The 25301-nt window shown below is 71.2% G+C and carries 17 protein-coding genes and 2 CRISPR repeat arrays; of the genes, 4 read left to right on the forward strand and 13 right to left on the reverse strand.

The genetic code is table 11. The features are described 5' to 3' along the window. Nucleotides 1–19: 19 nt before the first annotated feature. A complete protein-coding gene (locus tag ACFXDJ_RS18670; protein ID WP_384849688.1) occupies nucleotides 20–1474 on the forward strand; it encodes a GAF domain-containing protein in 1455 nt (484 codons plus the stop codon). 77 nt (nucleotides 1475–1551) lie between these two features. Next, a complete protein-coding gene (locus ACFXDJ_RS18675; protein ID WP_384662247.1) occupies nucleotides 1552–2910 on the forward strand; it encodes a carboxyl transferase domain-containing protein in 1359 nt (452 codons plus the stop codon). Here the strand turns inward: ACFXDJ_RS18675 and ACFXDJ_RS18680 are convergent. Then, complete coding sequence (locus ACFXDJ_RS18680) at nucleotides 2907–4010, reverse strand: esterase-like activity of phytase family protein (protein ID WP_384662250.1); 1104 nt, start codon at nucleotides 4008–4010, stop codon at nucleotides 2907–2909. The two genes, ACFXDJ_RS18675 and ACFXDJ_RS18680, sit on opposite strands and share 4 nt — an antisense overlap. 134 nt (nucleotides 4011–4144) lie before the next feature. Then, nucleotides 4145–4963, reverse strand: coding sequence for a helix-turn-helix domain-containing protein (locus tag ACFXDJ_RS18685; protein WP_384662253.1), 819 nt, complete (start codon nucleotides 4961–4963; stop codon nucleotides 4145–4147). A gap of 49 nt (nucleotides 4964–5012) precedes the next feature. Between ACFXDJ_RS18685 and ACFXDJ_RS18690 the strand changes: the two genes are divergently transcribed. Beyond that, nucleotides 5013–5387: a cupin domain-containing protein gene (locus ACFXDJ_RS18690; protein WP_384662256.1), complete on the forward strand. Its 375-nt coding sequence runs from the start codon at nucleotides 5013–5015 to the stop codon at nucleotides 5385–5387. Between the two features lie 66 nt (nucleotides 5388–5453). On the opposite strand, the gene ACFXDJ_RS18695 is transcribed toward ACFXDJ_RS18690, so the two are convergent. Next, nucleotides 5454–6725, reverse strand: coding sequence for an MFS transporter (locus ACFXDJ_RS18695; protein ID WP_384653617.1), 1272 nt, complete (start codon nucleotides 6723–6725; stop codon nucleotides 5454–5456). A 227-nt stretch (nucleotides 6726–6952) separates the two neighbouring features. On the opposite strand from ACFXDJ_RS18695, the gene ACFXDJ_RS18700 reads away from it, so the two are divergent. Continuing rightward, on the forward strand, nucleotides 6953–8155 hold the full coding sequence (locus ACFXDJ_RS18700) for a glutamate--cysteine ligase (protein WP_384653619.1): 1203 nt from the start codon (nucleotides 6953–6955) through the stop codon (nucleotides 8153–8155). Between the two features lie 137 nt (nucleotides 8156–8292). On the opposite strand, the gene ACFXDJ_RS18705 is transcribed toward ACFXDJ_RS18700, so the two are convergent. The 10 genes from ACFXDJ_RS18705 to cas2e (ACFXDJ_RS18750) all read right to left on the reverse strand — a co-directional run bounded on the left by ACFXDJ_RS18705 (nucleotide 8293) and on the right by cas2e (ACFXDJ_RS18750) (nucleotide 24979). Further along, entirely contained in the window at nucleotides 8293–9951 is a 1659-nt protein-coding gene (locus ACFXDJ_RS18705) for a bifunctional metallophosphatase/5'-nucleotidase (RefSeq protein WP_384653621.1), read from the reverse strand. 544 nt (nucleotides 9952–10495) lie between these two features. Beyond that, a CRISPR array of direct repeats spans nucleotides 10496–13329; the repeat unit is 29 nt; unit sequence CGGAACATCCCCGCAGGCGCGGGGTCGAC. An 18-nt stretch (nucleotides 13330–13347) separates the two neighbouring features. Beyond that, nucleotides 13348–13656, reverse strand: coding sequence for a type I-E CRISPR-associated endoribonuclease Cas2e (gene cas2e / locus ACFXDJ_RS18710; protein ID WP_384659738.1), 309 nt, complete (start codon nucleotides 13654–13656; stop codon nucleotides 13348–13350). After that, entirely contained in the window at nucleotides 13653–14660 is a 1008-nt protein-coding gene (gene cas1e / locus ACFXDJ_RS18715; protein ID WP_384659740.1) for a type I-E CRISPR-associated endonuclease Cas1e, read from the reverse strand. The genes cas2e (ACFXDJ_RS18710) and cas1e overlap by 4 nt, the downstream gene beginning before the upstream one ends. Nucleotides 14661–14666: 6 nt before the next feature. Then, the gene (gene cas6e, locus ACFXDJ_RS18720) at nucleotides 14667–15431 is read right to left on the reverse strand and encodes a type I-E CRISPR-associated protein Cas6/Cse3/CasE (RefSeq protein WP_384849652.1); all 765 of its coding nucleotides are present in this window, start codon (nucleotides 15429–15431) and stop codon (nucleotides 14667–14669) included. 5 nt (nucleotides 15432–15436) lie between these two features. Continuing rightward, nucleotides 15437–16234, reverse strand: coding sequence for a type I-E CRISPR-associated protein Cas5/CasD (gene cas5e / locus ACFXDJ_RS18725; RefSeq protein ID WP_384849655.1), 798 nt, complete (start codon nucleotides 16232–16234; stop codon nucleotides 15437–15439). Next, on the reverse strand, nucleotides 16231–17385 hold the full coding sequence (cas7e, locus tag ACFXDJ_RS18730; protein WP_384849658.1) for a type I-E CRISPR-associated protein Cas7/Cse4/CasC: 1155 nt from the start codon (nucleotides 17383–17385) through the stop codon (nucleotides 16231–16233). The genes cas5e and cas7e overlap by 4 nt, the downstream gene beginning before the upstream one ends. A 116-nt stretch (nucleotides 17386–17501) precedes the next feature. Then, the gene (gene casB, locus ACFXDJ_RS18735; RefSeq protein ID WP_384659751.1) at nucleotides 17502–18113 is read right to left on the reverse strand and encodes a type I-E CRISPR-associated protein Cse2/CasB; all 612 of its coding nucleotides are present in this window, start codon (nucleotides 18111–18113) and stop codon (nucleotides 17502–17504) included. 142 nt (nucleotides 18114–18255) lie between these two features. Continuing rightward, nucleotides 18256–19980, reverse strand: a complete 1725-nt coding sequence (gene casA / locus ACFXDJ_RS18740) for a type I-E CRISPR-associated protein Cse1/CasA (protein WP_384849661.1) — start codon at nucleotides 19978–19980, stop codon at nucleotides 18256–18258. Nucleotides 19981–20247: 267 nt separating this feature from the next. Then, entirely contained in the window at nucleotides 20248–23133 is a 2886-nt protein-coding gene (gene cas3, locus ACFXDJ_RS18745) for a CRISPR-associated helicase Cas3' (protein WP_384849664.1), read from the reverse strand. A gap of 200 nt (nucleotides 23134–23333) precedes the next feature. Next, a CRISPR array of direct repeats spans nucleotides 23334–24652; the repeat unit is 28 nt; unit sequence GGAACATCCCCGCAGGCGCGGGGTCGAC. 18 nt (nucleotides 24653–24670) lie between these two features. Further along, nucleotides 24671–24979, reverse strand: a complete 309-nt coding sequence (gene cas2e, locus ACFXDJ_RS18750) for a type I-E CRISPR-associated endoribonuclease Cas2e (protein WP_384849667.1) — start codon at nucleotides 24977–24979, stop codon at nucleotides 24671–24673. Nucleotides 24980–25301 lie beyond the last annotated feature (322 nt).

Consider the following 25301-nt stretch of genomic DNA (forward strand, 5'->3'; position numbering starts at 1 on the left):
GCGCACCCCCCCCCCCACCGTGTGGGCCGGGGCCCCCGGGGGGGGCGCGGCCGTTCCGGGGGGGGGGGGGGCCGCCCCCCCCCCCCCCATCCGGCTGACCGAACTGTTCACGGCCGGCGTGAGCGAGGCCGAGAAGGCCGCGATCGGCCGCCTCCCCGACGGCCGCTCCGGCCTGCTCGGCGCGCTCATCGCCGACCCGCGCCCGCTGGTGCTGGACGATCTGAGCCAGGACCCCCGCTCGGCGGGCTTCCCGCCGGGCCACCCGCCGATGCGCAGCTTCCTCGGCGTCCCGATCCGGGTCCACACCGAGGTCTTCGGCAACCTCTACCTCACCGAGAAGCGCGGCGGCGGCCCCTTCACGGACGAGGACCTCGCCCTGGTGCGCGTCCTGGCCTCTCAGGCGGGGATAGCGATCGGCAACGCCCGGCTGTACGAGACCGCGCGCCGCCGGGAGCGCTGGATCGAGGGCGCGGCCGCCGTGACCACCACCCTGCTGGCGGGCCGGCCGGCGGCGGACGCGCTGATGTGCGTGGCCGAACGGGCCCGGATACTGGCGGACGCGGAGGCCGGGGTCGTCCTCCAGCCGACCCCCGAAGGCGGCATGGAGATCGTGGCCGCCTCCACCCACGGGGACCCGGGGGACCTGGTCGGCACGGCCATCGCTCCGGGCTCGCCGGTCCTGGTACAACTCCTGGGCGGCGAGCCGGTCTTCATAGAGGACTCCGCGACGGATCCCCGGATGACCACCCACGTACGGGAACGCTTCGGCCCCAGCATGATGCTCCCGCTCCAGAGCGGCGGCCAGCTGATCGGCACCCTGGCCCTGCCCCGCTCCCGGGGCGGCCAGCCGTACGACGCCGTGGACCGGCTCCTGGCCTCGCAGTTCGCCTCGCAGGCGGCGCTGGCCCTCGTCCTGGCGGACGCCCAGCACGACCGCGAGCAGCTGGCCGTCTACGAGGACCGCGACCGCATCGCGCGGGACCTGCACGACCTGGTGGTCCAGCGGCTGTTCGCGACCGAGATGATGCTGGAGAGCACGAGGAAGCGCTCCGTGTCCTCCCCGGCGGGCGATACCGTCGGCGAGGAGCTGAGCCGGGCGGTGGACGAGCTCGACTCCACCATCCAGGAGGTCCGCACGGCCATCTTCACCCTCCAGCAGCCGCCGACGGACGCCCCGACCACCTTCCGCGGCCGGGTCCTGCGGGAGACCGGCGGGGCGGCGGTCCTGCTGGGCTTCCAGCCGTCGGTCCACTTCGCGGGCGCGGTGGACGCGCTGCTCCCGGAACCGGTGGCCGCCGAACTCCTCGCGGCCCTGCGCGGCGCCCTGGCCGCGGCACACCGCCGCCCGGAGGTCACCTCGATCCAGGTCGAGGTCGACGCGGTCCCCACCCGCGCCCGCCTGACCGTCTCCGACGACGGCCACACGGAGTCGGGCAACCGCGGGACCACACTGATCTGGGAATCCCCGATCTGACGCGGCACCAGCGTCGTGGCGAGCGACGTTCGTCACGGGGCGGCCGGGCAGGGGACGACAGAGCCTAGGGTGACCAGGTGACGACCCGCCAATCGGCCCGCGCGGCCATCGCCTCCGTAACCGACCCCGGCAGTTTCACCGAACTCCCGCCCCCGCCGGGGAAATCGGCCCCCGACGGCCCCCTCGCGTGGAGCGGCTACGACGACTCCCGCGACCGCGCCGCGCAGCGGACCGGCGAGGACGAGTCCGTGGTCATCGGCACCGCCCTCGTCGACGGCCACCCCGCCACCCTGATCTCCTTCGAGTTCGGCTTCCTCGGCGGATCCCTCGGCCACCGCACCGGCGACCGGATCGAGGCCGCCTACGCCCACGCCCGCGCCCACCGCCTTCCCCTGGTCTCGCTGATCGCGACCGGCGGCTCCCGCATGCAGGAGGGCATGCTCGCGCTGACCCAGCTCCAGCGCGCGGCCCGCCAGTCCTCCCTCACCCGCGCCGCGGGCCTGCCGCAGATCGCCGTCCTGCGCGACCCCACCACCGGCGGCGGCTGGGCCACCCTCGGGGCCGGGGCCGACGTGGTGCTCGCGCTGCCGGGGGCCCAGGTCGGCTTCGCCGGCTCCCGGGTGCGGCCGGCGGACGCGGATCCGGCGGCCTACACCGCCGAGGGGCAGTACGCCGCCGGGCACGTGGACGCCGTCGTCCCCGCGGCGGAGCTGCCCGCGACCCTGGCGGCCTGGCTCCGGGTGTTCGCCGCGCCCCGCTCCCCCGGAGCCGTCGCGCCGCCGGCCGCGCTGGCCGACGCGGCGCTCCCGCCCACCGGCTGGGACGCCGTCCGGCAGGCCCGGCATCCCGCCCGGCCGCGCGCACGGCAGTACCTGGACGCGTACTTCGGCCTGCGCCTGCCCCTCTCCGGCGACCGGGCCGGCGGCACCGACCCGGGGATACTGTGCGGTTTCGGGCTCCGGGAGGGCGGGGCGGTCGCGTACGCCGCCCAGTGCGGCACCGCCACCCGCCCGGCGGGCTACCGTACGGCCGCCCGCGTCATCCGGCTCGCGGACCGGCTCGGCATCCCGGTGCTCACCCTGGTGGACACCCCGGGCGCGGCCAACGACGCCGCCGCCGAACACGCGGGCGCCGGCGCGGCCATCGCCGACACCTTCGCGGTGCTCGCCTCGGCCACGGTCCCCGTGACCACCCTCCTGATCGGCGAGGGCGGTTCGGGCGGGGCCCTCGCCCTGGCCGCGCCGGGCAACACCTGGGTCACCCCGGACAGTTACTTCTCGGTGATCGCCCCCGAACTGGCGGCGGCCATCCTCAAGCGTCCCCCGGAGGCCGCCCCGGCGACGGCGGACCAGCTGCGCATCCGCCCCCAGGACCTGGTCGCCCTGGGCGTCGCCCGCGGGATCGTTTCACCGGAAGAGTCAGAGGAGGCCGTCTAGCGGCCCCAGCCGCGCGGCGGCAGCTTCACGTCCATCCGGTACAGCCGCGTGATCTGCTGCGCCAGCTCGTTGTCGTCGCTGACCAGCAGCAGCCGCACGCGCCCGAGCCCGTCATAGCCGGTCACCGCCATGCCCTCGACGTTGTCGACCAGCGGGTGGTTCTGCGGCAGCTTCGACGGCGCGCCCAGCGTCGGGCAGCCGTCGAAGTCGCCGATCGCCGTCTTGCGCGCGGTCCGCAGCCCCGGCCCCTCCGTCAGCGCCGCCACCTCCGAGGTGTCCGTCGCGCCCAGGGGGTCGGCGAGGTACAGCCGGACCGTGATCTTGAACTGCTGGGTGAACCCGCGCTCCAGCACGAGGAGCCGGCCGTCGAGGGTCGGCGCGAGTTCCACCAGCCCGTGCCCGGCGTCCACCGGGTAGGCGTACTGGCGGCCCAGCACGAACTTCCCGTCGTGGCCGCGCCGTTCCCACGTCTGGATCCGCTGGAGCGTCCGCCCCCGCGCGTCCTTGCCGTCGCCGGCCAGTACGCCCTCCACCCCCGCGACCAGGGTGTGGCCCCCGGGCAGCAGGGTCAGCGATTCGAAGGTCTGGTTGACGGTGGCCCGGCCCTCGGGCGCGAGCTTGAAGGCATCGGGTACCGGCAGCGTGTCCAGCACCTGGCCGGTGCGGCTGTAGCGGCGGATCGCCGGGGTGGTCTCGTCCGTCACCAGGTACGAGCCGTCGCGGTCGACCACGATCCCCTCGGAGTCGAGGACCTTGCCCGTGGCGGTGCCGTCGACCGTCAGCGGCAGCCGCGCGGCGGCCGTGGCCGTCGGGGTGTCACCGCGGTCCACCTTCAGCGCGTACAGCGCCGACTTGTCGGAGATCGCGGCGACCGCGCCGTCCTTGTCCACCGCGATCCCGGAGAGCCCGCCGACCAGCTTTCCGTCGAGGCGGGTCTTGTCGAGGGAGTCCGAATAGCCCGCGACGGAGAGGTACGGGGAGCAGGACCGGTCCCCCTCCGGAGCCCGGGGCGCCGCCGGGGCCGCGAGGGCCTGCGGGACGAGCGTTCCGCAGAGCGCGGCGGTGGCCGCGGCGGTGGTGACGAGCGTACGAAGGCGCATGAAGGCCTTCCTCCTGGATCAAGGGGAGTCAGCGGGGCAACCTCGGCAAGCAGGTCTGCCGAACTGTCATATGGCGAATCGAAAGAGAAGGGAAGGCCCGGCAACGCAACGGCAACGAACCCGCCAACTTCCCTTCACATCCGGCCGGATCGGGCGAACCTCGCCGGACTGGTCCCCACATGGCGTCCGAAGTGCCTGGTCAGGTGCGCCTGGTCGTAGAAGCCCGAAGCCGTCGCCGCCTCCGCCGGCCGCATCCCCGCGAGCAGCAGCCGGCGCGCCCGCGCGACCCGGAGTCCAGTGAGGTAAGCGTGCGGAGGGAGCCCGAACGCCTGCCGGAAGCCGCGGATCAGCTGGGTGGGATGGGTGTGTCCCAGGAGCGCGGAAGCCTCGTCCAGGGTGATCCCGCCGAGGACCCGCGCGTCCAGGAGCTCGCGCAGTCGGATGGCGGTACTCGTGTCCGGAACCCCGTACGGGACCGTGGGGTTCCCCTCCAGCCAGCCGCGCAGCCGCTCCTGGACGAAGACGAGCCGCGACTGGGCCTCCAGCGGGTCCTCCCGCTCGCCCAGCGCCCGGTGCAGTGCGTGGACCCGGTCGCGCAGGGCGCCGTCGAGCAGCAGCGGGGCGTCGACGGCGGCTCCGGTCAGCGATTCCGGGAGCAACGAGGTCTCCAGGTACAGCACGCGCTTGCGGAAGCCCGCCTCGGTGACGGTGCGGCCGTCGTGGACCACCCCGGGCGGGAGCAGGACCACCGTGTCCGAGACGCCGACCCCGTGCCGCTCGCGGTCGAGCCCGAAGTCCACGCGGCCGCCGTCGAGGATCATCAGCGCCCAGGTGTCGTGGACGTGGGCCGGGTAGGCGTGGTCGGTGAACCGGGCGTGGAAGACCTCGGCGATGCCCGGTACCGGCGGCTGCCAGGCGGAAATCGTGCTGGGCGGACGGGATTTCGCGGCCATGTCAGGAACGTACAAGACCGGGCCCCGGCCTCCCCGGCAGCCTGACCGCATGACCACAACCGAGAGCACGCACGCGGTGAACATCGCGGACAAGCTGGCCGGCTTCACCGAGCAGTGGGCCCCGCGCCGGATCGCCCGCGTCAACGACTACGAGGTCAAGATCGCCAAGGTGCGGGGCGAGTTCGTCTGGCACACCCACGAGGAGACCGACGAGCTCTTCCTCGTCGTCAGCGGCACCCTCACGATCCGGCTCCGCGCCGGGGACGTCGTACTGAACCCCGGCGAGATCTACGTGGTCCCGCGCGGGGTGGAGCACTGCCCGCAGGCCGACGAGGAGGCGGCGATCCTGCTGTTCGAGCCGACCGGCACCGCCAACACGGGCAGCGAGGGCGGCGACCGCACCCGGGAGCCGGTGGACGCGTAGGCCCGGGGGGCTCGGGGGCCGGGGCCGGGACCCTTGCCCCGTCCCGGCCCCGGCCCGCGGCCCCGCTCAGGCCTGCGGGGTCCTCGCGTCGTACCGGGCGAACCCCCGCCACCGCAGGGCCAGCAGGGCCAGTACGAGCACGCACGCGAGCCCCCCGCCCGTGATCGCGGTGGCCGGGGAGGTGAGGTCGGCGGCGGTCCCGGCGAGGAAGTCGCCGAGCCGGGGACCGCCCGCGACGACCACGATGAAGACGCCCTGGAGGCGGCCCCGCATGTCGTCGGGGGTCGCGGCCTGGAGCATGGTGGTGCGGAACACCATCGAGACGGTGTCCGAGGCTCCGGCCAGGGCCAGGAAGAGCAGCCCGAGCCAGAGGTTCCGGGTCAGCCCGAACACGGCGATGGCCAGCCCCCACCCGCCGACGGAGAGCAGGATCGCCACCCCGTGGCGGCGGATCCGCCCCTGCCAGCCGGAGAACAGCCCGCCGAGCAGCGCGCCCACCGCGGGCGCGGCCACGAGCAGGCCGACGGTCTTGGCGTCGCCGCCGTACCAGAGCACGGCGATGGCCGGGAACAGCGCCTTCGGCTGGGCCAGCACCATGGCGGCCATGTCGGTGAAGAAGGTCATCCGGATGTTGGGCCGGGTACCGAGGAAGCGCAGGCCGTCGAGTACGGAGGCCCGGCCCTCCTCGCCCTCCTCGCGCTCCGGCTTCATCGACGGCAGCCGCCACATCGCGTAGAGCGCGGCGCCGAAGGTGACGGCGTCGATCAGGTAGGCGGCCTGGTAGCCCCACCAGCCGACGATGACCCCGCCCAGCATCGGCCCGGCCGTCATCCCGAAGGTCATGGTGACGGAGTTCAGCGCGTTGGCGGCGGGCAGCTGCTCGGTGGGCAGGAGCCGCGGGATCATCGCGGAGCGGGCCGGACCGTTGAGCGCCCCGCACAGGGACTGGAGCGCGACCACGGAGTACAGGAGCCAGACCCGGTGGTAGCCGAGGAGCGCGGCACCGGCCAGCCCGACCGACAGGGCGGCCAGGCCGAGCGAGCTGTAGAGGCCGAGCTTGCGGCGGTCGACGGTGTCGGCGATGGCGCCGCCGTAGAGGCCGAAGGCGACGAGCGGGACGAGCGAGAAGAGCCCGACCAGTCCGACGGAGAAGCTGGAGCCGGTGATCTCGTAGACCTGGAGCGAGATCGCGAGGGCGGTCATCGCCTGACCGAGCCAGGAAATGGTGCCGCCGACCCAGAGGCGCCGGTAGTCCGCCGAGCTCCTCAGCGGGGTCAGGTCGGCGAATATGCGGCGTCTGGGGCGGGCGGGCGAGGGTGGAGCCGTTGTACGAGTCACATCGGATCTTAACCAGCCGCCGTCCGGAGCCCGGCCGGATTTTCCGGCGGACCGGGTTCCCCCGCCACCCGCCCGAAACAGTCGCCCCACAGGAATCCGGGGCCCCGTGGCGGGGCGAATCCTGCCGGTAACCCGCCACTATCACCGGACATTTGACCGAATAGACGTGCGCTCCTCGCCTGGAGTTCAGCTCATGATGAAAAGACTCGTATGTCCAGGGAGGCGCAGTGATCGAACCTGGCACCAGCACCACGAGCACCAGCACGAGCCCCATCACCAGCCCCATCACCGGCACCGGCAGCAGCACCGGCACCCCGGGTGCGGCCGGCGCGGTCTTCCCGCTCACCGTGGGGGTCGAGGAGGAGTTCCTCCTCATCGACGCCCGCACCCTGCGGGTGGTCCCGGCCGCCCCGCTCGTCCTCTCCACCGCCGCCGGGCTCCCCCAGGAGCTGCACCCCGAGGGCACCCGCTACCAGGTGGAGATCTCCACCCCGGTCGCCGACTCGGCGGTGACCCTGCGCAGGGAGCTCGCCGGGCTGCGGCGCACCCTCGCGCGGGCGGCCCGCGCCCATGGCTGCCGGCTGCTGGCGGCCCCCTCGCCGGTCCTCGCCGTGGAGGGCCCGCTCCACCTGACCGACGACGAGCCGCGCCAGCGCGAGCAGCACCGACGCTTCGGCGCGCTCACCGACACCCTCGTCAGCTGCGGCCGGCACATCCACATCGGCACCCTCGACGTGGACACGGCCGTCGCGGTGTCCAACCGGGTCAGACCCTGGCTTCCCACGCTGATCGCGCTGGCGGCCAACTCTCCGTTCTGGGGCGGCCGTGACACCGGCCACGCCAGCTGGCGGGCGATGGCCTGGTCGGGCTGGCCCTCGGCGGGGCTGCCCCCGCACTTCACCTCCACGGCCCACTTCCGGCGTTCGGTGCAGACCCTGCTCGGCTCCGGGGCGGCCCTCGACACGAAGATGGTCTACTGGGACCTGCGCCCGTCGGGGCACTGGCCGACGCTCGAAATCCGGGCGCCCGACATGTCCCCGGACATCGATTCGGCCGTCCTCCAGGCCGAACTGGCCCGCGCCCTCGTCGCCACGGCCCTGCGCGAGATCGCCGAGCAGCGCCCCGATCCGCCCATCCGGGACGACGTACTGCGCCTCGCGCGCTGGCGGGCGGCCCACGACGGTCTGGAGGGCTTCGGCCTGGACCCGTACACGGGCACCGAACTCCCGGCGGCGGACCTGGCGGAGGCCCTGCTCGACCTGGTGGCCCCCGAACTGGCCGCCTCCGGCGACCTCGACCACGCCGCGAAGACCATGGCCTCGCTCCTGCGCGACGGCTCGGGCGCCCACCGCCAGCGCGCGGCCTTCGCCCGCCGCGGCGACCTGACGGACGTCCTGCGCCACCTGGCGGACGAAACGGAGGACTTCTGATCCGGCACTCGGCGACCTAGGACGTCTGGACAGCCTGCGCCCGGGTACGCCAACGCACCCGCCTCCACGGTCAGGAGACGGGGCGTTGTGCTGCCTGCTGTGTGCTGAGTGCTGTGCGCTGCGCGTGGACCGATGCGCTACGCGCCCGGCCTCGCCACGTCGTCGATGCGCCCGTCGGTGACGGGCGTGACGGTCTTGCGGGCCGTCAGGTGGTCGAGCAGGTCCCCGGCCATCAGGTTCCGGGTCGCGCCCTGGCCGTCCGCCAGCATGGTGTACGCGTCTCCGCCGGCGTTCGTGAAGTTGTTCGTCGCCGCCGTGTAGGTCGCGGCGTCCTTGGCGACGGGCTTGCCGCCGTCGAGCGTCACCGACAGGACGCGGGAGCCCACCGGCTTCGACGAGTCGTAGGTGAAGCGGAACCCGGAGACCTGGAGGAACCCGCCGAAGGACTCCGGCGCCTTGCTGACGCTGTGCTCCAGCACCTGCCACAGCTGGGAACCGGAGACGGTGCGGGTGAGCGACTGGTTGCCGAACGGCAGCACCGCGTAGGCGTCACCGGCCACCAGATCGTAGGGGGGACCGGCGGCGTAGCCGGTCGAGGCCCGCCGCAGCGACTTGTCGGCCGGCTGGTACACCGAGGGCAGCGACGTGCGGATGCCGCCGCCGTTGGTGAACGCGATCTGCGTCCCGTACGCCGTGCGCAGCGCGTCCGCCGTCAGGTCGCCCAGCGCCGTCTCCCGTACCCGGTCGACTTCGCCGCTCTGGTCGAACAGGCCCGTCGCCGTGCCGATCTTCCCGTCGTACCGCTTCGCAAGCTCGTCGCGGTAGGGCTTCAGCATCTCCACCACGCGGGGGTCGGGCGTGACCTTGGCCGCCAGCGGGACGACGAACTGCGACTCGGCCGCCACGACACGGCCGCCGCGGCGCCGGTCGTACTTCAGCGTCGTCTTCGCGTAGGTGGCTCCCTTGCTGAGGTTCTCCAGCACGAGGGCCCCGTTGATCTGGCTCTTGTACTGGACGTCGGTGTGGTCGCCCAGGACCAGGTCGAAGCCGTGGACCTTGTTCGCGAATTCCGTCAGCGGGCCGGTGGGCTTGCCCTGGGCGTCCGTGCCCTCGATGCCGAGGTGGCCGATGGCGACGAACACGCGCGCGCCCGCCCGGGCCGCCTCGGCGCGGGCCCGCATCGCCGCCTGCGCCGGATCGGTCACCTTCATCGTGCCGAAGTTGCCCGGCGCCACCATGGTGGGGGCCTCCGGGTTCGTGACGCCGATGACCGCGACCTTCACCCCGTGGACGTTCTTGATCACGTACGGGCTGACGTCGTGCAGGTTGCGGCGCAGGTTGGTCAGGTTCGACGACACGTACGGGAAGTTCGCGGCGTCGATCTGGGACTGGAGGTGGGCGAGGCCCTTGTCGAAGTTGTGGTTGCCGAAGGTGTTGGCGGAGAAGCCCGCGTAGTTCATGAACTTCACGGTCGGCTCGTCGCCGAAGAAGCCGGAGATCGGCGCGCTGGCGCCGACCGAGTCACCGGCCGTCAGCAGCAGCGTGTCGGGGTTGGCCTTCCGGTCGGCCTGCCAGTACGTGCTCAGCGCCGCCGCACCGCCCACGTCGCCGACGCCGCGGATGTTCAGCGGGTCGAGCTGGCCGTGGAAGTCGGAGACGTTCAGGACCTGGATGTCGACGGTGTCCTTGCGGTACGGGTTCCAGTCCGGCGACCAGGCGGCCGCCGATCCGGTGCCGGCCACGGCGGCGGTGACGGTGGCCAGTGCGATCAGCCCAGCACGAAGCGTGGGTCTCATGGTTCTCCCTGTGGATCAGTGTCGCGCCCGGCGCACGTTAGGCGCCCAGGGAGAACGGCGAGTGGCGCGCGAGCGACAGGACGCCCGACAAGGGGCTTCCGCCGGGCATTCGGCTCGCCTGACGGCACGGCAGACCCCGGAAACGCCAAAGCCGCAGGCGAGATCGTTTCTTCACCTGCGGCTCGCAGTGGGGCGGGTGGGACTCGAACCTAATGGAGTGACCCGTCTCACCTGCGATTTCCCAAAAGACCCGGACATATAACCCCAATTAGGTCCCGCCAAGTCCTCCTTGATGCTCTCCACCCTGGGATGGTGCAGCGATCGCTGCACGGCCGCCTCCGGAGCCTTCGGGGCTTCACAAGACCCCTCCCTGCGCGGGAGCACCCCCGCCTACCCCCTCAGCACAGAAGGAGAGGACCGCCCCGCCCTCCCCGATGGCGGGCTCAGGACCCATAACGGTAAGTGACCACAACCACCCGATCCCTCAGTCACACAGGCGGCCGGGGGCAATGTTGCCCACTCCCGGCATGAGGGGGTGCCAGGCCGCACCATCCCCGCAGGCGTGGGGTCGACGAAGGGAGCAAGGGGACCGTCCGTAAGATCCGCGGAACATCCCCCGCAGGCGCGGGGTCGACGCCTTGGTTCCCTTGAGCTGTTTTACGAGGTACGGAACATCCCCGCAGGCGCGGGGTCGACCTGTTGTCGGAGGCCTTCGCCGGGTCGGCGGCCGGAACATCCCCGCAGGCGCGGGGTCGACAGCAGTCTCCGGCCTGGGATCCGGTCTTGGTCCGGAACATCCCCGCAGGCGCGGGGTCCACTCGACGGTGTCCGCTTCGCTGTCGACCATGCCCGGAACATCCCCGCAGGCGCGGGGTCGACGGCCACAGCCCGGACCGGATTCCCGGTCCGGGCGGAACATCCCCGCAGGCGCGGGGTCGACTTGTGGAGCGGGAGCTCAGCCCTGATCGATGACGGAACATCCCCGCAGGCGCGGGGTCGACACGGCGATTCCCCAGATCGAATCCGGCGAGCCCGGAGCATCCCTGCAGGCGCGGGGTCGACCAGACGTCGGCGTTGGCGCTGGAGTGGTAGCGGGGAACATCCCCGCAGGCGCAGGGTCGACCACGGCCCCGAGTAGCCGGCGTCGTCGATCGTCGGAACATCCCCGCAGGCGCGGGGTCGACCCAACTGCCCTGCGCCGGGGCCGCCCGGGTCCGGGAACATCCCCGCAGGCGCGGGGTCGACGGCCATCATCGCCATCGCCGCGCTGACCGCGTTGGAACATCCCCGCAGACGCGGGGTTGACTCCGAGGATCTGCGCGATGCGCTTGCAGTCGTCGGAACATCCCCGCAGGCGCGGGGTCGACTCTCCGACGGCCTCTGCCAGCTGCTCCCGTTCCGGAACATCCCCCCAGGCGCGGGGTCGACTTCGCCAGGTGGCTGCGGCGGGCCCGCTCTTCCGGAACATCCCCGCAGGCGCGGAGTCGATCGAGGCGCACGGCTACAAGAACCTGGCCACCGCGGAACATCCCCGCAGGCGCGGGGTCGACCGCCTGGTCGGGCTCCACCATGTCGATCTCGGCGGAACATCGCAGGCGCGGGGTCGACGAATCCGGCCGGGCTCCGGCCGCCCCACACGTAGGAACATCCCCGCAGGCTCGGGGTCGACTTCGCCCCGCTCGCCCAGTCCTGGGCGTAGCCCGGAACATCCCCGCAGGCGCGGGGTCGACGACGGCACGCCGGTGTACGACATCGCGCCCTACGGAACATCCCCGCAGGCGCGGGGTCGACACCGGCGTGCTCTCGTCGAACCGCTGGCACGCCGGAACATCCCCGCAGGCGCGGGGCCGACAGCGCCAGCACCCCGCACGACCTGGTCGCGGCCGGAACATCCCCGCAGGCGCGGGGCCGACACGCGGTGAGCGTTCGCGTCTCGTCGTAGTTGAGGAACATCCCCGCAGGCGCGGGGCCGACCTGCCAGTCCAGCGGCCACGGGCAGTTCCAGTCGGAACATCCCCGCAGGCGCGGGGTCGACGCCGCCTTCGCGAAATCGTCGTCCTCGTATTCCGGAACATCCCCGCAGGCGCGGGGCCGACAAGGCGGCCGCCTCAGCCGGGGTCCGTCCCGTCGGAACATCCCCGCAGGCGCGGGGTCGACGCCCTCCGCTTCCAGCGCCTGGCGGCCCAGGCCGGAACATCCCCGCAGGCGCGGGGTCGACCCCGTCCGCGAACGCGGCCAGGACGCTGAACGCGGAACATCCCCGCAGGCGCGGGGTCGACGCAGCGTCCCCAGCCGGTCATGTGCAGCCGGCCGGAACATCCCCGCAGGCGCGGGGTCGACCTCTTCCCGGCCGCCGTGGTGACGTGGACACCCGGAACATCCCCGCAGGCGCGGGGTCGACCACTGGGGCCGGGCCGGGGTGGGCAAGCCGGGCGGAACATCCCCGCAGGCGCGGGGTCGACCGCTCCTGAAGGTCCGTCGCCACCCGCATCAGCGGAACATCCCCGCAGGCGCGGGGTCGACGTCTGGGTGTGGCTCCGGGCGGGCGGGGGCGCCGGAACATCCCCGCAGGCGCGGGGTCGACTCCCTGACCCGGCGGTCGGCCTCGACCTCGGCCGGAACATCCCCGCAGGCGCGGGGTCGACCCGACGCCGACCCGGTGCGGGGTCGGGAGCAGCGGAACATCCCCGCAGGCGCGGGGTCGACCAGGAGCGCGACCGCTGGACCGACTACCCGGTCGGAACATCCCCGCAGGCGCGGGGTCGACTTGTACGAAAAAGATCACCGGCTGCTACGCGGAGGAACATCCCCGCAGGCGCGGGGTCGACGAGGGCCGCCGCGGACCACTGGTGATACGTCGCGGAACATCCCCGCAGGCGCGGGGTCGACCCAGGTCAGGGTCGCGGCGGTCTGGGTGACGTCGGAACATCCCCGCAGGCGCGGGGTCGACCAGGTCGACGGGCGCGGCTCCGTGCAGACCGCAGGAACATCCCCGCAGGCGCGGGGTCGACCACAGGGCCCGTACGGGCCGCGATCCGCTCCGCGGAACATCCCCGCAGGCGCGGGGTCGACCTTTGCGCGGACGAGGGTGTCGCGCATCGTCACGGAACATCCCCGCAGGCGCGGGGTCGACGCCAGCACAACCGCGGTGGCTGCGGTCGAGACGGGAACATCCCCGCAGGCGCGGGGTCGACCCGAGGGAGGGCAGGACCAGCCACCACACGCCCGGAACATCCCCGCAGGCGCGGGGTCGACCGCCGGGACGGCACCCGCCATGTCGAATACGGAGGAACATCCCCGCAGGCGCGGGGTCGACTCCGCCCCGCTCCTCGGCCTTGGACGCCCGGATCGGAACATCCCCGCAGGCGCGGGGTCGACACTTGCTGAGCTGGTGCTTTATCTGACTGGGCGGCTGTTTTCGTTTGGTTGGTTTCGGGGGCGGGCAGAGAGGATCAGTCCGTCGAAGTCAACGGGCTGCCAGCGGTCGCGGCCTGCCGTGCGGACGGCCCAGCCCTGTTCGTTGTCGGCGGGTTCGATGAGGATGGCCTGGCCGTCTCCGATTCGGGTGGCCAGGAGTTCCCAGAGACGGTCACGGATGCGGCGGCTGGGATTGCCGATGAAGACGCCGGCGCTCATCTCGACCATCCAGCGGGTGAGGTGTCCGCGGAGGCCTTCTGGGGCGGCGATGAGGATGATGACGGTCATGGGGTGGGATCGGCCTCGGTGGTTTCGGGTCCGATGACCGCGATGTGGTTGTCACTCATTCCGTGTGCCGAGAGGTCTCCGTGGCCAGCGTAGTTGGTGCCGCCAGGGACGACACCAACCTGTTCGTCCCACAACAGGTTGGCTTCGGCGTCTTCGAAGTCTGTTCCTTCCGGGGCAAGGAGGTTCTTGACGTCGGCGACGATGCGGCCGAGGAGCTTGTCGCGGGCGATGAGGTCACGGAGGCCGAGTCGAGCGTCACGTTCCTCGGTCAGGCCTTGGGCCGCGAGGTCGAAGGCAAGCGGAATCGTGAAATCGGCCTTGTAGAGGTCGGCGATGTCCAGGACGAAGGATGTGGCCTTGCCTGTGTGGACGAAGCCGAGTCCCGGGCTTGCGCCGAGGCCGGTGATGACTGCGTGACAGATGCCGTAGAGGGCGGCGTTGGCCGCAGACAGCAGTCGATTGAGGTCATCACCCGCCGCGAAGGCGTCGCCGGCCTTGTAGACGCGGCCGTTCCAGGTGACGCCGGTACGGGCTGCCTGGGCCCGGTAGTACTTGCGGACACGTACGCCTTCACGGCCGCGGAGTTGCTGCATGGTGAGGGTGGAGACGTCTTCACCCGGGAAGCGCATGCCGTACATGGTGCGGGCGACGGCGAGGCGTTCCTTGGGGCGGGTGACGAGCCAGGCCTGGCGGTGGAGGAGCCCGGCACCCCGGCTCGGGCCAAGGCCGGCCGCGTACATGCGGACGCCTTGCTCGCCGACCCAGCACACGGTGGTGCCGGAGTCGGCGAGGAGACGGATGGCGCCGTGGGTGACACGGGTGCCGGGGCCGAGGAGCATGACGGCCACCATCGCCGCCGGGACCCGGACCGTTTGCTGCTTGTTGATGATGACGACGGCGTTCTCGTCGCGGTCCAGGTGGCTTCGTTCGACGTAGACGCTGGAGACACGGTCGACGAGGCGGTGCAGGTCCTGGGGATCGGCCTTCCACCAGATGTCGGGCACCGTTGTTCATGGCCTTCCGGGGAGCGGGGCGAGGGTGAGGAGGCCGCATCCGTAGGCCTTGGAAGGTCCGATGCCGGCCAGGAGGTGTTCGGTGAGGAGGGCGGGGTCGGCGACGCGCAGGCGTCCTTCGAAGGTCACGGAGTCCATGACGACCTGGGCTTCCTTTCTGGTGACCTGCCCTTTGCCGAAGGCTCGGTGGTGGCGTGTGGTGATGCGGACGTCGCGCGGAGGCTCGTTGGTGGCGTTGTCTGCGTCGTGGCCTTCGTCGAGGTGGGGAGCGGGGGGAACGTCGAAACCCCACCGTGCGGTGCGGGTGAGGAACCAGTTGAGTTGGGCTGTGGCGGTGCGGTGGCCGAGGCGGAAGCCGCGGCGCCGGCCTCCGGCGTCGATACGGGTCTGCTGGCGCTCGGTGGCCTTGTCGGGGCTCGTGGTGTTCTGGACGGGGTTGGCGGTGAGGCGGAACGCGAAGCTGCGGCCCGGTGACAGCTGTTGCAGGAGTGGGGTGTAGTCGCGTACGGCGCAGTGCTCGCCTTCGGCGCCGGGCCATCCCGCGCCTTCGACCAGGTGGGTCCAGTCGGGCTTTTCCGTGGTGAGGACGAACAGGTGGGGGCGGTGGGGGTTGTCCGGGTCGAGCCGCCACAAGGTACGGGCCTGTTCGGGCACTCCGGGGAGGCCTCCTTGGACGGCGGCGTGCATGGCCCGCGGGCTGGCGAGGAGTTTGCGGCTCTCGGCGCGCAGGGGATTGATGCGGATGCGGGAGAGATAGGGCATGTCGTTCACCAACCCAGGAGGGCGAAGGGGTCGTGGCCGCCGGGATTCCGGGGGCGTCCGGGATCCGGTGTGAGGCCGGTGGGGGCCTGGAGGTAGGTGTGCCGTGTGCGGCGGGTCGTGAAGCTCCGGCACCCAGGGGCGAAGGAGACGGGGACGTCGTCGCGGATGTCGTCCCCGGCCGGGTCGTCGAAGGTGGCGGACAGGTCGATGTGCTCGGCGCCTCCGTTCTCGCGTCCCCACCGCCTGCGTACGGCCTGGGCCGCCTGCCAGGGCTCCGTACGCAACGCTTCCTCCAGCGGTCCGGTCCGCTGTCCCAGGGCCAGCGGCTGTGCGGGTGTGCACGATCGGCGGCCCAGGGCGAGGGGGAAGGCGGGGTGGCGTACGGCGTGTTCGAGGGTGGTGATGAGGTCTGCGGGGCCTTCTACTCCTGCGAGGAAGATGGCGTCCTGGAGGTAGAAGCGCTGGGTGATGTGCGTGTGCTTGGCCGGGGAGGTGGGTTTCTGCTGGCCCTTGGCGGTCACTGCGGCGGAGAGGAGCGGCTGGCCGCGGTAGTCGCTGACGGTGTGGTAGTCGCGCAGGATGCTGCCGGGCTGGTCGATGCGGATGCCCAGTGAGAGCCCGGCGAGGTCGTCCAGGGGCGCGTAGCGGGAGCGGCCGGCGGCTGCGGCGAGGAGGCCGACGACTCCGGATTTCGTGGGTTCGGGTCGGGTTTCGCGGCGGTTGAAGGTGCTGCGGTCCCCCCACGCCTGGAGCGGGCCGGCGAGCCGCAGCAGCAGGACGGAGCTGCGGTCGGGGGGCGTCACGCCTGGTCCTGGAGGGCGGCGGTGATGCGGCTGCGCAGGTTGGTGCGCAGGTCGGCGAAGGTGACGGGCTCGCCGAAGGCTTGGGCGAGGGTTTCGACGGTGTCCTTGGTGTGGGGTTCGTCGGTGGTGAAGGTGTGACTTGCCGCGCAATAGGCCGGGGCGTCACCCCAGACCTGTGTGGCGGTGATGTGCTCCTTGGCGAGGCGGCGGGCGGAGTTCGCCTGGATTCCGGCTTCCGCCGCGATGGGCTCCTCGAAGGCGGAGACGAGGTTGACCGGCTGGTCGGTGCGTACGACAACGGCGACGAGGCTGGGCCGGGTGCGGTGGGCGAAGGAGTTCTGGTACCCGGTGGGTACGGATCGGGCGAAGCTGTCGACGAACCGGTCGAGGGCATCGAAGGCTGCTTCGGTGTCCCCGCCGAGGTTGCCGGTGAGCTGTGCGAAGCCGACGGTGGCGTAGCGGTAGAGGGTGGCGGAGTTGAAGCCGATATTGCCGATCATTCCGGCTCCGGTCTCGTCCTTCTCATTCTGGTCGTCGACGGCGGTGAAGTAGTCGAATTCGAGCTGCGTCTCGTGGGTGGAGAGCGCGTGGGCGACCTGCACTGCGGCGTCGACGTTGAGCTTGGGAATGTCGGCGACCATCCGGCCGAACAGCGCGACGCCCACGGGGTGTCCGGTCGTGAAGGTCTCCGCGACGGGCAAGTCCTTGACCGCTTCGGTCAGGGCCTTGTCGTCGAGGGCTGCCAGGTCGGCGGCGCGGCCGTTCACCAGGGCGGCGACGGCGTCGAGCTGCGCGTTGCCGTAGAAGAGGAGGTACGCGGTGTCGCCGGCCTTCTTGCCCTGACTCAGCCCGAGTTGGGCGAGGAGAGCGGCAGCGATCCGTCCGGCGTCCTCGCGCTCCAGGGCGTTGTCGTGCGAGATGCGGGTGGTGAGTTCGTTGGCGATGCGCTTGGTCCGGATCGAGCGGTCGGCTTCGGGGGCGTGCTCGTCGAAGTGTTGGCGCGTCGCTCGCTTCCACGCTTGGGAGGAGACGCGGGATCGGCGGACTCCGCCGTAGACGGCTTCTTTGGGGTTTCCCTGGTCGTCCCGGTTCAGGTTGGCGGGCGGGACGGTCTGGACGACGTGCACGTCGATGTAGAGGCGCTGGCTCATCGGATGGCTCCATGTCGTGTGGGTGAGTGGTGGTGTTCGTCTGGCATGCGGCCGGCCGCACCCGAACGGAAGGGGGCATCCGCGTCGGGCGGACCCCGGGCCGGATGCCGGGCCGGTTACTGGTCGCGGCCGGATTGCGGAGATGCGGTCTTCTGGGTCCACGCGTAGTAGTCCAGACCCCAGCGGCGGCGTACGCGGTTGCGGGACTCGGGGCGGTTCCAGTGCAGGAGGTCGGAGGCCAGCCGGTTGTAGTCGAGGGGCTGCTTGATGTCCCGGAGCTGGGTGACCAGCCCGCGCAGGCGGAGCTGGAGCGCCGGCGTCGAGGTCGCCGAGAACGCCTGCTGGAAGCGGGCGTCCACTGCCGCCTCGCTAGTGCGGTCATGGCGCCGGAGCTCCAGCATGGCCCGGCCTAGACCGAGACCGTCGCGGTGCATCGGCCGGTCCTGACTCTGCTGGTGCAGTCCGTAGAGCGCGAGCGCGATGTGTTCGGCTTCCTGTGCGGTCGAGACCTCCCCGCGGCGTGCGGCGAAGTCGTCGACCGGGCAGGTGTAGAACGGGAACATCTCCAGCACGGTTCCGGCGGGGTGGCCGAGCCCCCTGCGCAGGACCGCGAGGTCCTCCCCGGGCGGGCGTTTCGCCGCTGGGGGGCCGTCCTTGCGGCGCCAGGTACCGTCCGCGGCGATGTAGCGGTGCCAGATCCTCTGCTTCGTGTGGTCTTCTTCGGTCATGGCTGTGTCCAGACGTGATCGGGGACTCTGTGTCACAAAAAAAGGGGGCGGGTTGAAATGCCCGGAGGCATGGCCTGATCGCTCCGGCCGGAGCGCGGCACGGCGGTTTTGCGGCGTGCCGGAGGGGGCCGTGTCGGGTCGTCTACTCGTCGTCGGGGTTCGACTCGGGATGCCGAAGGGCCTCGGCCCGGGGAAGGATTTCCGCTCGCTTCCTGAGGAAGGAGGCCTCGGCCAGCGGGACACGGTGCGTACGCTCCGGCTTCCCGTCGCCCTGGGAAGTGCTCCTTCCCGCGAACGCTCCGACGGGAACCGCCTGCAGGAGGCGGTCGGCGATCTCCCAGCTCCGTCGCCAGGCGAGCTGTTCCCACGCGAGCTGACCGGCTTCGATGTGCTCCAGGTCCCCTACCTCCCGCATCCCCGTCAGCAGTCTTCGGACCAGGGGGTCGAGGGCGTGCAGGACGAGTTCACCGGGGCGCTGCCCCCTGTCCCAGGGGATCGGGTCGGCACCGAGGGCACGCCGTAGATCAGCGGAGAGGTGGTTGACCGCTGTGGCCAGCTGCTCGGCCTGTTCGGCTACTTCGAGGAGGGCTGCGCGGACGTAGCTGTCGGCATCGAGCGAGGCCAGCGGGAGAGGCAGCGCGTCGAACATGACGTCGTCGATGACGGCCGACTGGTTGCCGTAGGCGATCCCGGAGAGTTCCACTCTCAGCGGATAGCCTGCGCCGAGCTCGGGCACGAGACCGCCGGCCTGGTCCAGGACCTTGCTCGTGGCGAACCCGCTCGACTTCTCCCCGGCGTCCCGAGACTCCCGCTCGGGCGCGAGCAACGCGTCGAGCCCACGCCATGCGGCCTTCCCCGGCTGGAGGCGCAACGGACGGCGCGGCAACGCGGTGTCGCCCTTGCCCTTGCCCTTGCCCTTCCCCCTTTTCGCGTTCCGGTCGCCGGTCGGCTCCACGCGCCACATGGTGTGCGGCTCGGTCTCGGGCGTGTGCGGCATCCGGTCCCCCGCGGTGACCAGGACTCGGGTCACCCGCAGGCCTTCGTCGGTCAATTCCGGGACGAGCCGGATCCGGCGGGACTGCCAGGTCCACAGGTCCAGGAGCCCTTCGGGTGCCCGCGTCTGCCACTGGGGGGTGCTGGCCGGGCGTGGGGCGGCGGGGTCACGCCTCTTCCACTGCGGCAGGTCGGTGGACGTCGGTTTCGCTCCGACCGGGATGTTCAGCAGCAGCGTCTCGAACAAAGTTCTGCCAGCCAGGAGGGTGACGCCCAGCTGCCCGAGGGGACCCGTCGGGTTTGCCATGACCTTGCCGGCCTTCGCCTGCGGGTCGCCCGCTGCCCCGGTCTTGATCGCCGCGGTGTCCCAGCATTGCGTGTGCAGCAGCCAGTGCGCCGCCTGCGCCGGAGTCAGCGAGAACGCGTCGCCCTCCGTACGCGAGGCGAACAGCGGCACGTTGTTGCCGGTGGCAGCGGTGGCAACGATCAGGCCGGCGTTCTTCGTCTCGCCCTTCGCCGTGGACAACCCGGCTACCTGACTGAAGGGGTTCACCGGATCGAAGAGGTCGAACAGACCCTGGTGCTCGTCCAGATATTCCTGGAGTCTGGAACGCTGCTCCTGCGACCACTGCCCCCTGGAGAACCAGTTCATCCACTCCCGCTCATCGGCCGGACGGCCCAGGGCGTGGACGATCAGGGGGAGCAGGGTCTGGCGGAGCACAGCCGCCCTCTGCGTGGGGATCTCCACCACCAGGTCGCCGTACTCGTGCGCCTCCAGTAACGCCTCGCGCATGGGGCGTTCCTGAGCCGGTTCTCCGGTGGCTGACGGTAAGAGCAGCCAGGGATCGTCCATCAGGGAAAAGCTATGGAACATGAGTACCTCTCAAGGAAAGCTTCTCTGTTTAGACGCTAGCAGTACCTCTGGAGCCCCGCAGCCGTCCCGACGAAGAGGTGCAACAATCTGGCCATTGACCCTGCACCGGCCAGGCGGCTCGGAGGCGGGGATGGTCCCCTTCTTTGTTTGCGTCACGGATGGGGTTTCGCGTTGTCCCCGCGCCACGCGGGGTTCCGAGCCGCCGGGCTCCGGCCCGGCGGCTCGCTGCGCGCGTACGACAGGCGCGACTCGATCGCTACGCGTCCTCTACAGCTGCCGGATCCCGAACTCGTCGTCATAGGACACGGTGAAGTCCCCTATACGGGCTCGGCGTGCAGCGTCCAGCACCAGAGCTCGGCTCCGGCGCAGCCACGGATGTCCATGCCAGCCGGGCAACGGCGTTAGCTCTAGGGCACCTTGTGTGAGCATCGCCGGCAGCCTCACCGTTGCGCCCAGCACCTCGTCCAGTACGTCCGGTGCCACATCCCCGTTGACGCTCAGAGCCCGCCCCGCCAGGGTTCGGAAGACCGTGTCACCCTCAGCCCGGACCACCAGGACGACTTCGACGGACTCATCGCCGTCACGCACTGCCGCCTGCAGCGCGCTCTCACCGTCGCCCGCGGAGGATCCGCCGTAGTGCAGACCCGCCAAGGTCCGGCGCTCATGCTCACCGTGCGGAGTCAGCAGGAACTGCCGCGCCACTTCGCCGCGGGTACGATCCTGCTCGGCCTGCTCCTGTCCGGCCACCTCAGCGGCCGCCCTCCACGATTCGGGCAGCAGCGACGCGTCCGTCCCGTACACGTTCTTCACCAGCCCGGGTACGTCGCCGGGAACCGACCAGACCTTGCCAGCGTCGGGCAGCACGGCAGCAGTCCGCATCAGCAGATGCCGCCCGTAGATCATCTCGCTGGCGAACGCGAGCGTCGGCTCGCGGCCCTGGCACGGCTCGAAACCCGTAACGAACACCTTGGGCGTACGCAGCCGGTCCGGGCGCCGTGTGCCTTCATGCCGGTGAAGCCGGCCGATGCGCTGGAGGAGAAGGTCGACGGGGGCCAGATCGGTGACCAGCAAATCAGCGTCGACATCGAAGGACTGCTCGGCCAGCTGAGTCGCCACCAGGATCAGCCGGCCGCCCCGGGGCCGGGGCGTGCGCGGCCCCAGCAGGCGCAGGCACTCCTCCGTCAGATCTGCACGCCGGGCAACCGTGAAACGGGCGTGCAGCAGCCTCACCTCGTCGTCACCAAACCGCCTCCGCAGTTCCTCGTAGAGGTTCTGGGCCCGGCCGACGGAGTTGCGGATCACGAGCGCGGTGCCTCCGTCGACGAGTTCCTCCGCCAGCAGATCGCCTACGCCGCCGTCCGCTTCGGCCTGCGAACGCTCCCGCTCCTCGCGCTTGGATCGTGGGCCGGGCACGCTCTCAGGTACCACTCGCACCTCCACAAGGAGGTCCTTGCGCCAGCTGTCCGTCGCGTCCACCAAGAACTGCGCCTCCCCCGAGCTCGGCAGCCACGCGGCCGTCACGCCCGGGTAGCCCTGCGGGACCGGGATCTGCGCCCGGAGCTCCTCCCGTGACGCCGCACCTGCCAGGTACGCGTCGAACAGTGCCTGCCGCTGGGCGGGTGCAAGGGTCGCGGAAAGAATGATCACCGGCGCGCCCGCCTGGCCAAGCCAGCGGAGCGCCTCCGTCAGGAACTGGCTCATGTACACGTCGCACGCGTGGATTTCGTCCAGGATCACGACCTTGCCCGCGAGCCCCGCCATCCTCAGCATCACATGCCGCGTACGAGTAGCCGCGTACAGGAGCTGATCGATGGTCCCGACGACGAACGGAGCCAAGAGCCCGCGCTTCGGCCCGAGGAACCACTCCGCTGGGGCCTTCCGCTCATGACCGCCGCACTCCTCGGGCTCAACACCGAAAGGATCGTCGGCCATCCCGAACTCGTCGACCCCGCTGAAGGCCTCGTCCACGGACGCTCCCGCGTTCTCCAGCAGTTCCTTCCACTCCCGGTTGAAGGCCCTCTTGCCGTGCAGAAGGACCACCCGGGACCCGAGGTCGGGGTCGATGGACTCCAGCCAACTCCGCGTGCGGGTGAACATGGGATCGCTGGTCGCCTGGGTCGGCATCCCGACAAAGACACCGTCTGCCCCGAACCGGGCGGCCAAGACCTCCGCCGCCGCCTGAGCGGCCTCCGTCTTGCCCTCCCCCATGGGCGCCTCAATCACCACCAGGCCCGGACCGCCCATCTTGCGTGCGGCGTCGACGACCATGGCCTGCGACGGCCGCGGCGCATATCCGAACCGGTCGCGGAACGCCTCGGGTCCCGGAAGGGCCAGAGCCCCCCAGCCCCGCTGGAGTCCGAGCGCCGTCCATGCCGACGCCGCCCGGCGACGGGAACCTTCCAGACCCACCTGGTTCAGATCATCCAGCCCCTGGAAGAAGCGCTCGTCACTCGCGATCCAGTCCGCCATGACCACCAGACCGCTGAGCTCCAGCTGCAAGGCCCTGGAGGGGACAGCCGCGGGCTGCACCTCACCAAGCCCCCCGAACCCGAGCTCCCGGGTGAACACCTCCAACACCGCCTGTTGCACCTGACGCCAAGGCCCCCTACCCCGCAACTGCCCCTTAGCCGGCCTGGGCTCCTGAACATCCTTCAGCGAGGGAAACGCACCATGATGCCCAGCAACCAATGGCCATACCCAGTCCACCTGCTCGGGGGCCCAGTCGGCCGATGCCAACAACTCGCGCGCCATCAGCCCGCCGGCCCAGTCATGGCGCCAGCGCCTCTGCTTCTTCACACCCGCCCTAGCGGATGGCTCGTCCCAGGTCAGCCCCAACAGCTTTACCGCCTCCGCGCCCTCAGCCCACAGACGCTGATGCACGGGAGTCGCCTTCCCGCAGTCGTGGACCCCGCACAACCAGGCGAACAACCGTCGTCCACGCCCCGGCCCCCCAGCGACCTCGTCCAGGGTCGACCGAGTCGAACGGGCAAGGAAGCCGTCCCACAACAGCTCCGCAACCGCGGCAGTGTCCAGAAGATGCGCCATCAGAAGGTTCGTGGTCCCACCGGCCCGCTCCCGCGACTTTCCCCACAGCACCCCCAACACCCTCACGATGAAAGGGTCATACCGATCACGCAGCTGCTGTAGGTCCACCAAGCCTCCACGAACTCATCCGAGGAAACCAGAGGCTAAGGGCCGCCACTGACAACAGGGTTTGACCTGCACGTTCCGAATCCCAGCAAGCGCGGGGCGATCCGGGATGGGTGATTGCGGCGCTGGTCCCCGGGGCGGACCAGCGCCGCAGGCGCGGAGTCGACTGAAGCCGCGGGCAATCAGTGCCAGGGCCTCGGTCGGCTCATCCCCCGCGAGCGCGGGGTCGACGCCGAGCTCGTCTACCTCGTCGGATGGACCAGCGGAACATCCCGCAGGCGCGGGGTCGACGTGCGCACGGTGCGCGGCGCACCTCCGCGCACCGGAACATCCCCGCAGGCGCGGGGTCGACCGCTGGTACGGCGACAACGCGGCCACCACCGTCGGAACATCCCCGCAGGCGCGGGGTCGACTCCCTCCCCGGCGCGAGGACGAACGTGGAGCCCGGAACATCCCCGCAGGCGCGGGGTCGACGAGCGCGTGGGCTACCTGCTCCGCAACGTGGTCGGAACATCCCCGCAGGCGCGGGGTCGACCGCAACTCGCTGCCGGAGAACAACCCCGACGGAGGAACATCCCCGCAGGCGCGGGGTCGACGCCCGCGACCTGATCGAGCCGGGGGACATCGTCGGAACATCCCCGCAGGCGCGGGGTCGACCGGCGTGCGCGTAGTTGTCGTCCGGGTCATGGCGGAACATCCCCGCAGGCGCGGGGTCGACGGCGTCTTCGTCCTGCTGCTGGCCCGCGGCGCCCGCCGGCTCCGGAACATCCCCGCAGGCGCGGGGTCGACGCGATCCATACGCCGAGGGGGAGCGGCCCGATCGGAACATCCCCGCAGGCGCGGGGTCGACCGCGCCTTGGCGTCGGTCCCGTAGTCGAGGACCGGAACATCCCCGCAGGCGCGGGGTCGACATCTCGGCAGCGAGGTATGCCGATGCGCTTCGCGGAACATCCCCGCAGGCGCGGGGTCGACCCCGGACGGCCGACGCACCGGCCCGCCGTCGGGGGAACATCCCCGCAGGCGCGGGGTCGACGGGGCGGTCGGTCGGGATTCCGAGGATGGCGGCGGAACATCCCTGCAGGCGCGGGGTCGACGTGAGCGGTTGGAGATTGTCGTGACGGCGGGGCGGAACATCCCCGCAGGCGCGGGGTCGACGCAGCCACAACCCACCCAGTACACCAGACCTTTTGGAACATCCCCGCAGGCGCGGGGTCGACTCCACCCAGGAAGGAGGAGTCATGCCTGCACCAGGAACATCCCCGCAGGCGCGGGGTCGACCGGGACCTGCTGCGCGACCGTGGCAACCGTGAGGGAACATCCCCGCAGGCGCGGGGTCGACCTCCTCGTGACCAGGGGTTGGGGCCCGGCCACCGGAACATCCCCGCAGGCGCGGGGTCGACGTTCCCGGCGTCCCGGGCGTTCCCGTGTCGCCCGGAACATCCCCGCAGGCGCGGGGTCGACCGCCGGGACGGCACCCGCCATGTCGAATACGGAGGAACATCCCCGCAGGCGCGGGGTCGACACTTGCTGAGCTGGTGCTTTATCTGGCTGGGCGGCTGTTTTCGTTTGGTTGGTTTCGGGGGCGGGCAGAGAGGATCAGTCCGTCGAAGTCAACGGGCTGCCAGCGGTCACGGCCTGCCGTGCGGACGGCCCAACCCTGTTCGTTGTCGGCGGGTTCGATGAGGATGGCCTGGCCGTCTCCGATTCGGGTGGCCAGGAGTTCCCAGAGACGGTCACGGATGCGGCGGCTGGGATTGCCGACGAAGACGCCGGCGCTCATCTCGACCATCCAGCGGGTGAGGTGTCCGCGGAGGCCTTCTGGAGCGGCGATGAGGATGATGACGGTCATGGGGTGGGATCGGCCTCGGTGGCTTCGGGTCCGATGACCGCGATGTGGTTGTCACTCATTCCGTGTGCCGAGAGGTCTCCATGGCCAGCGTAGTTGGTGCCGCCAGGGACGACACCAACCTGTTCGTCCCACAACAGGTTGGCTTCGGCGTCTTCGAAGTCTGTTCCTTCCGGGGCAAGGAGGTTCTTGACGTCGGTGACGATGCAGCCTCACGCAGCTGCTGTAGGTCCACCAGGCCTCCACGAACTCATCCGAGGAAACCAGAGGCTAAGGGCCGCCACTGACAACGGGGTTTGACCTGCACGTTCCGAATCCCAGCAAG

Origin of the sequence: Streptomyces sp. NPDC059443 (genome assembly GCF_042750105.1) — a bacterium.
Taxonomy (GTDB): Bacteria; Actinomycetota; Actinomycetes; order Streptomycetales; family Streptomycetaceae; genus Streptomyces.

Coding starts and splice junctions, on each gene's coding strand:
- cas2e (WP_384659738.1), bottom strand. CDS start 13,656: ATGACCGTCATCATCCTCATCGCCGCCCCAGAAGGCCTCCGCGGACAC.
- ACFXDJ_RS18705 (WP_384653621.1), bottom strand. CDS start 9,951: ATGAGACCCACGCTTCGTGCTGGGCTGATCGCACTGGCCACCGTCACC.
- cas7e (WP_384849658.1), bottom strand. CDS start 17,385: ATGAGCCAGCGCCTCTACATCGACGTGCACGTCGTCCAGACCGTCCCG.
- casA (WP_384849661.1), bottom strand. CDS start 19,980: ATGTTCCATAGCTTTTCCCTGATGGACGATCCCTGGCTGCTCTTACCG.
- casB (WP_384659751.1), bottom strand. CDS start 18,113: ATGACCGAAGAAGACCACACGAAGCAGAGGATCTGGCACCGCTACATC.
- cas2e (WP_384849667.1), bottom strand. CDS start 24,979: ATGACCGTCATCATCCTCATCGCCGCTCCAGAAGGCCTCCGCGGACAC.
- ACFXDJ_RS18690 (WP_384662256.1), top strand. CDS start 5,013: ATGACCACAACCGAGAGCACGCACGCGGTGAACATCGCGGACAAGCTG.
- cas6e (WP_384849652.1), bottom strand. CDS start 15,431: ATGCCCTATCTCTCCCGCATCCGCATCAATCCCCTGCGCGCCGAGAGC.
- ACFXDJ_RS18685 (WP_384662253.1), bottom strand. CDS start 4,963: ATGGCCGCGAAATCCCGTCCGCCCAGCACGATTTCCGCCTGGCAGCCG.
- ACFXDJ_RS18680 (WP_384662250.1), bottom strand. CDS start 4,010: ATGCGCCTTCGTACGCTCGTCACCACCGCCGCGGCCACCGCCGCGCTC.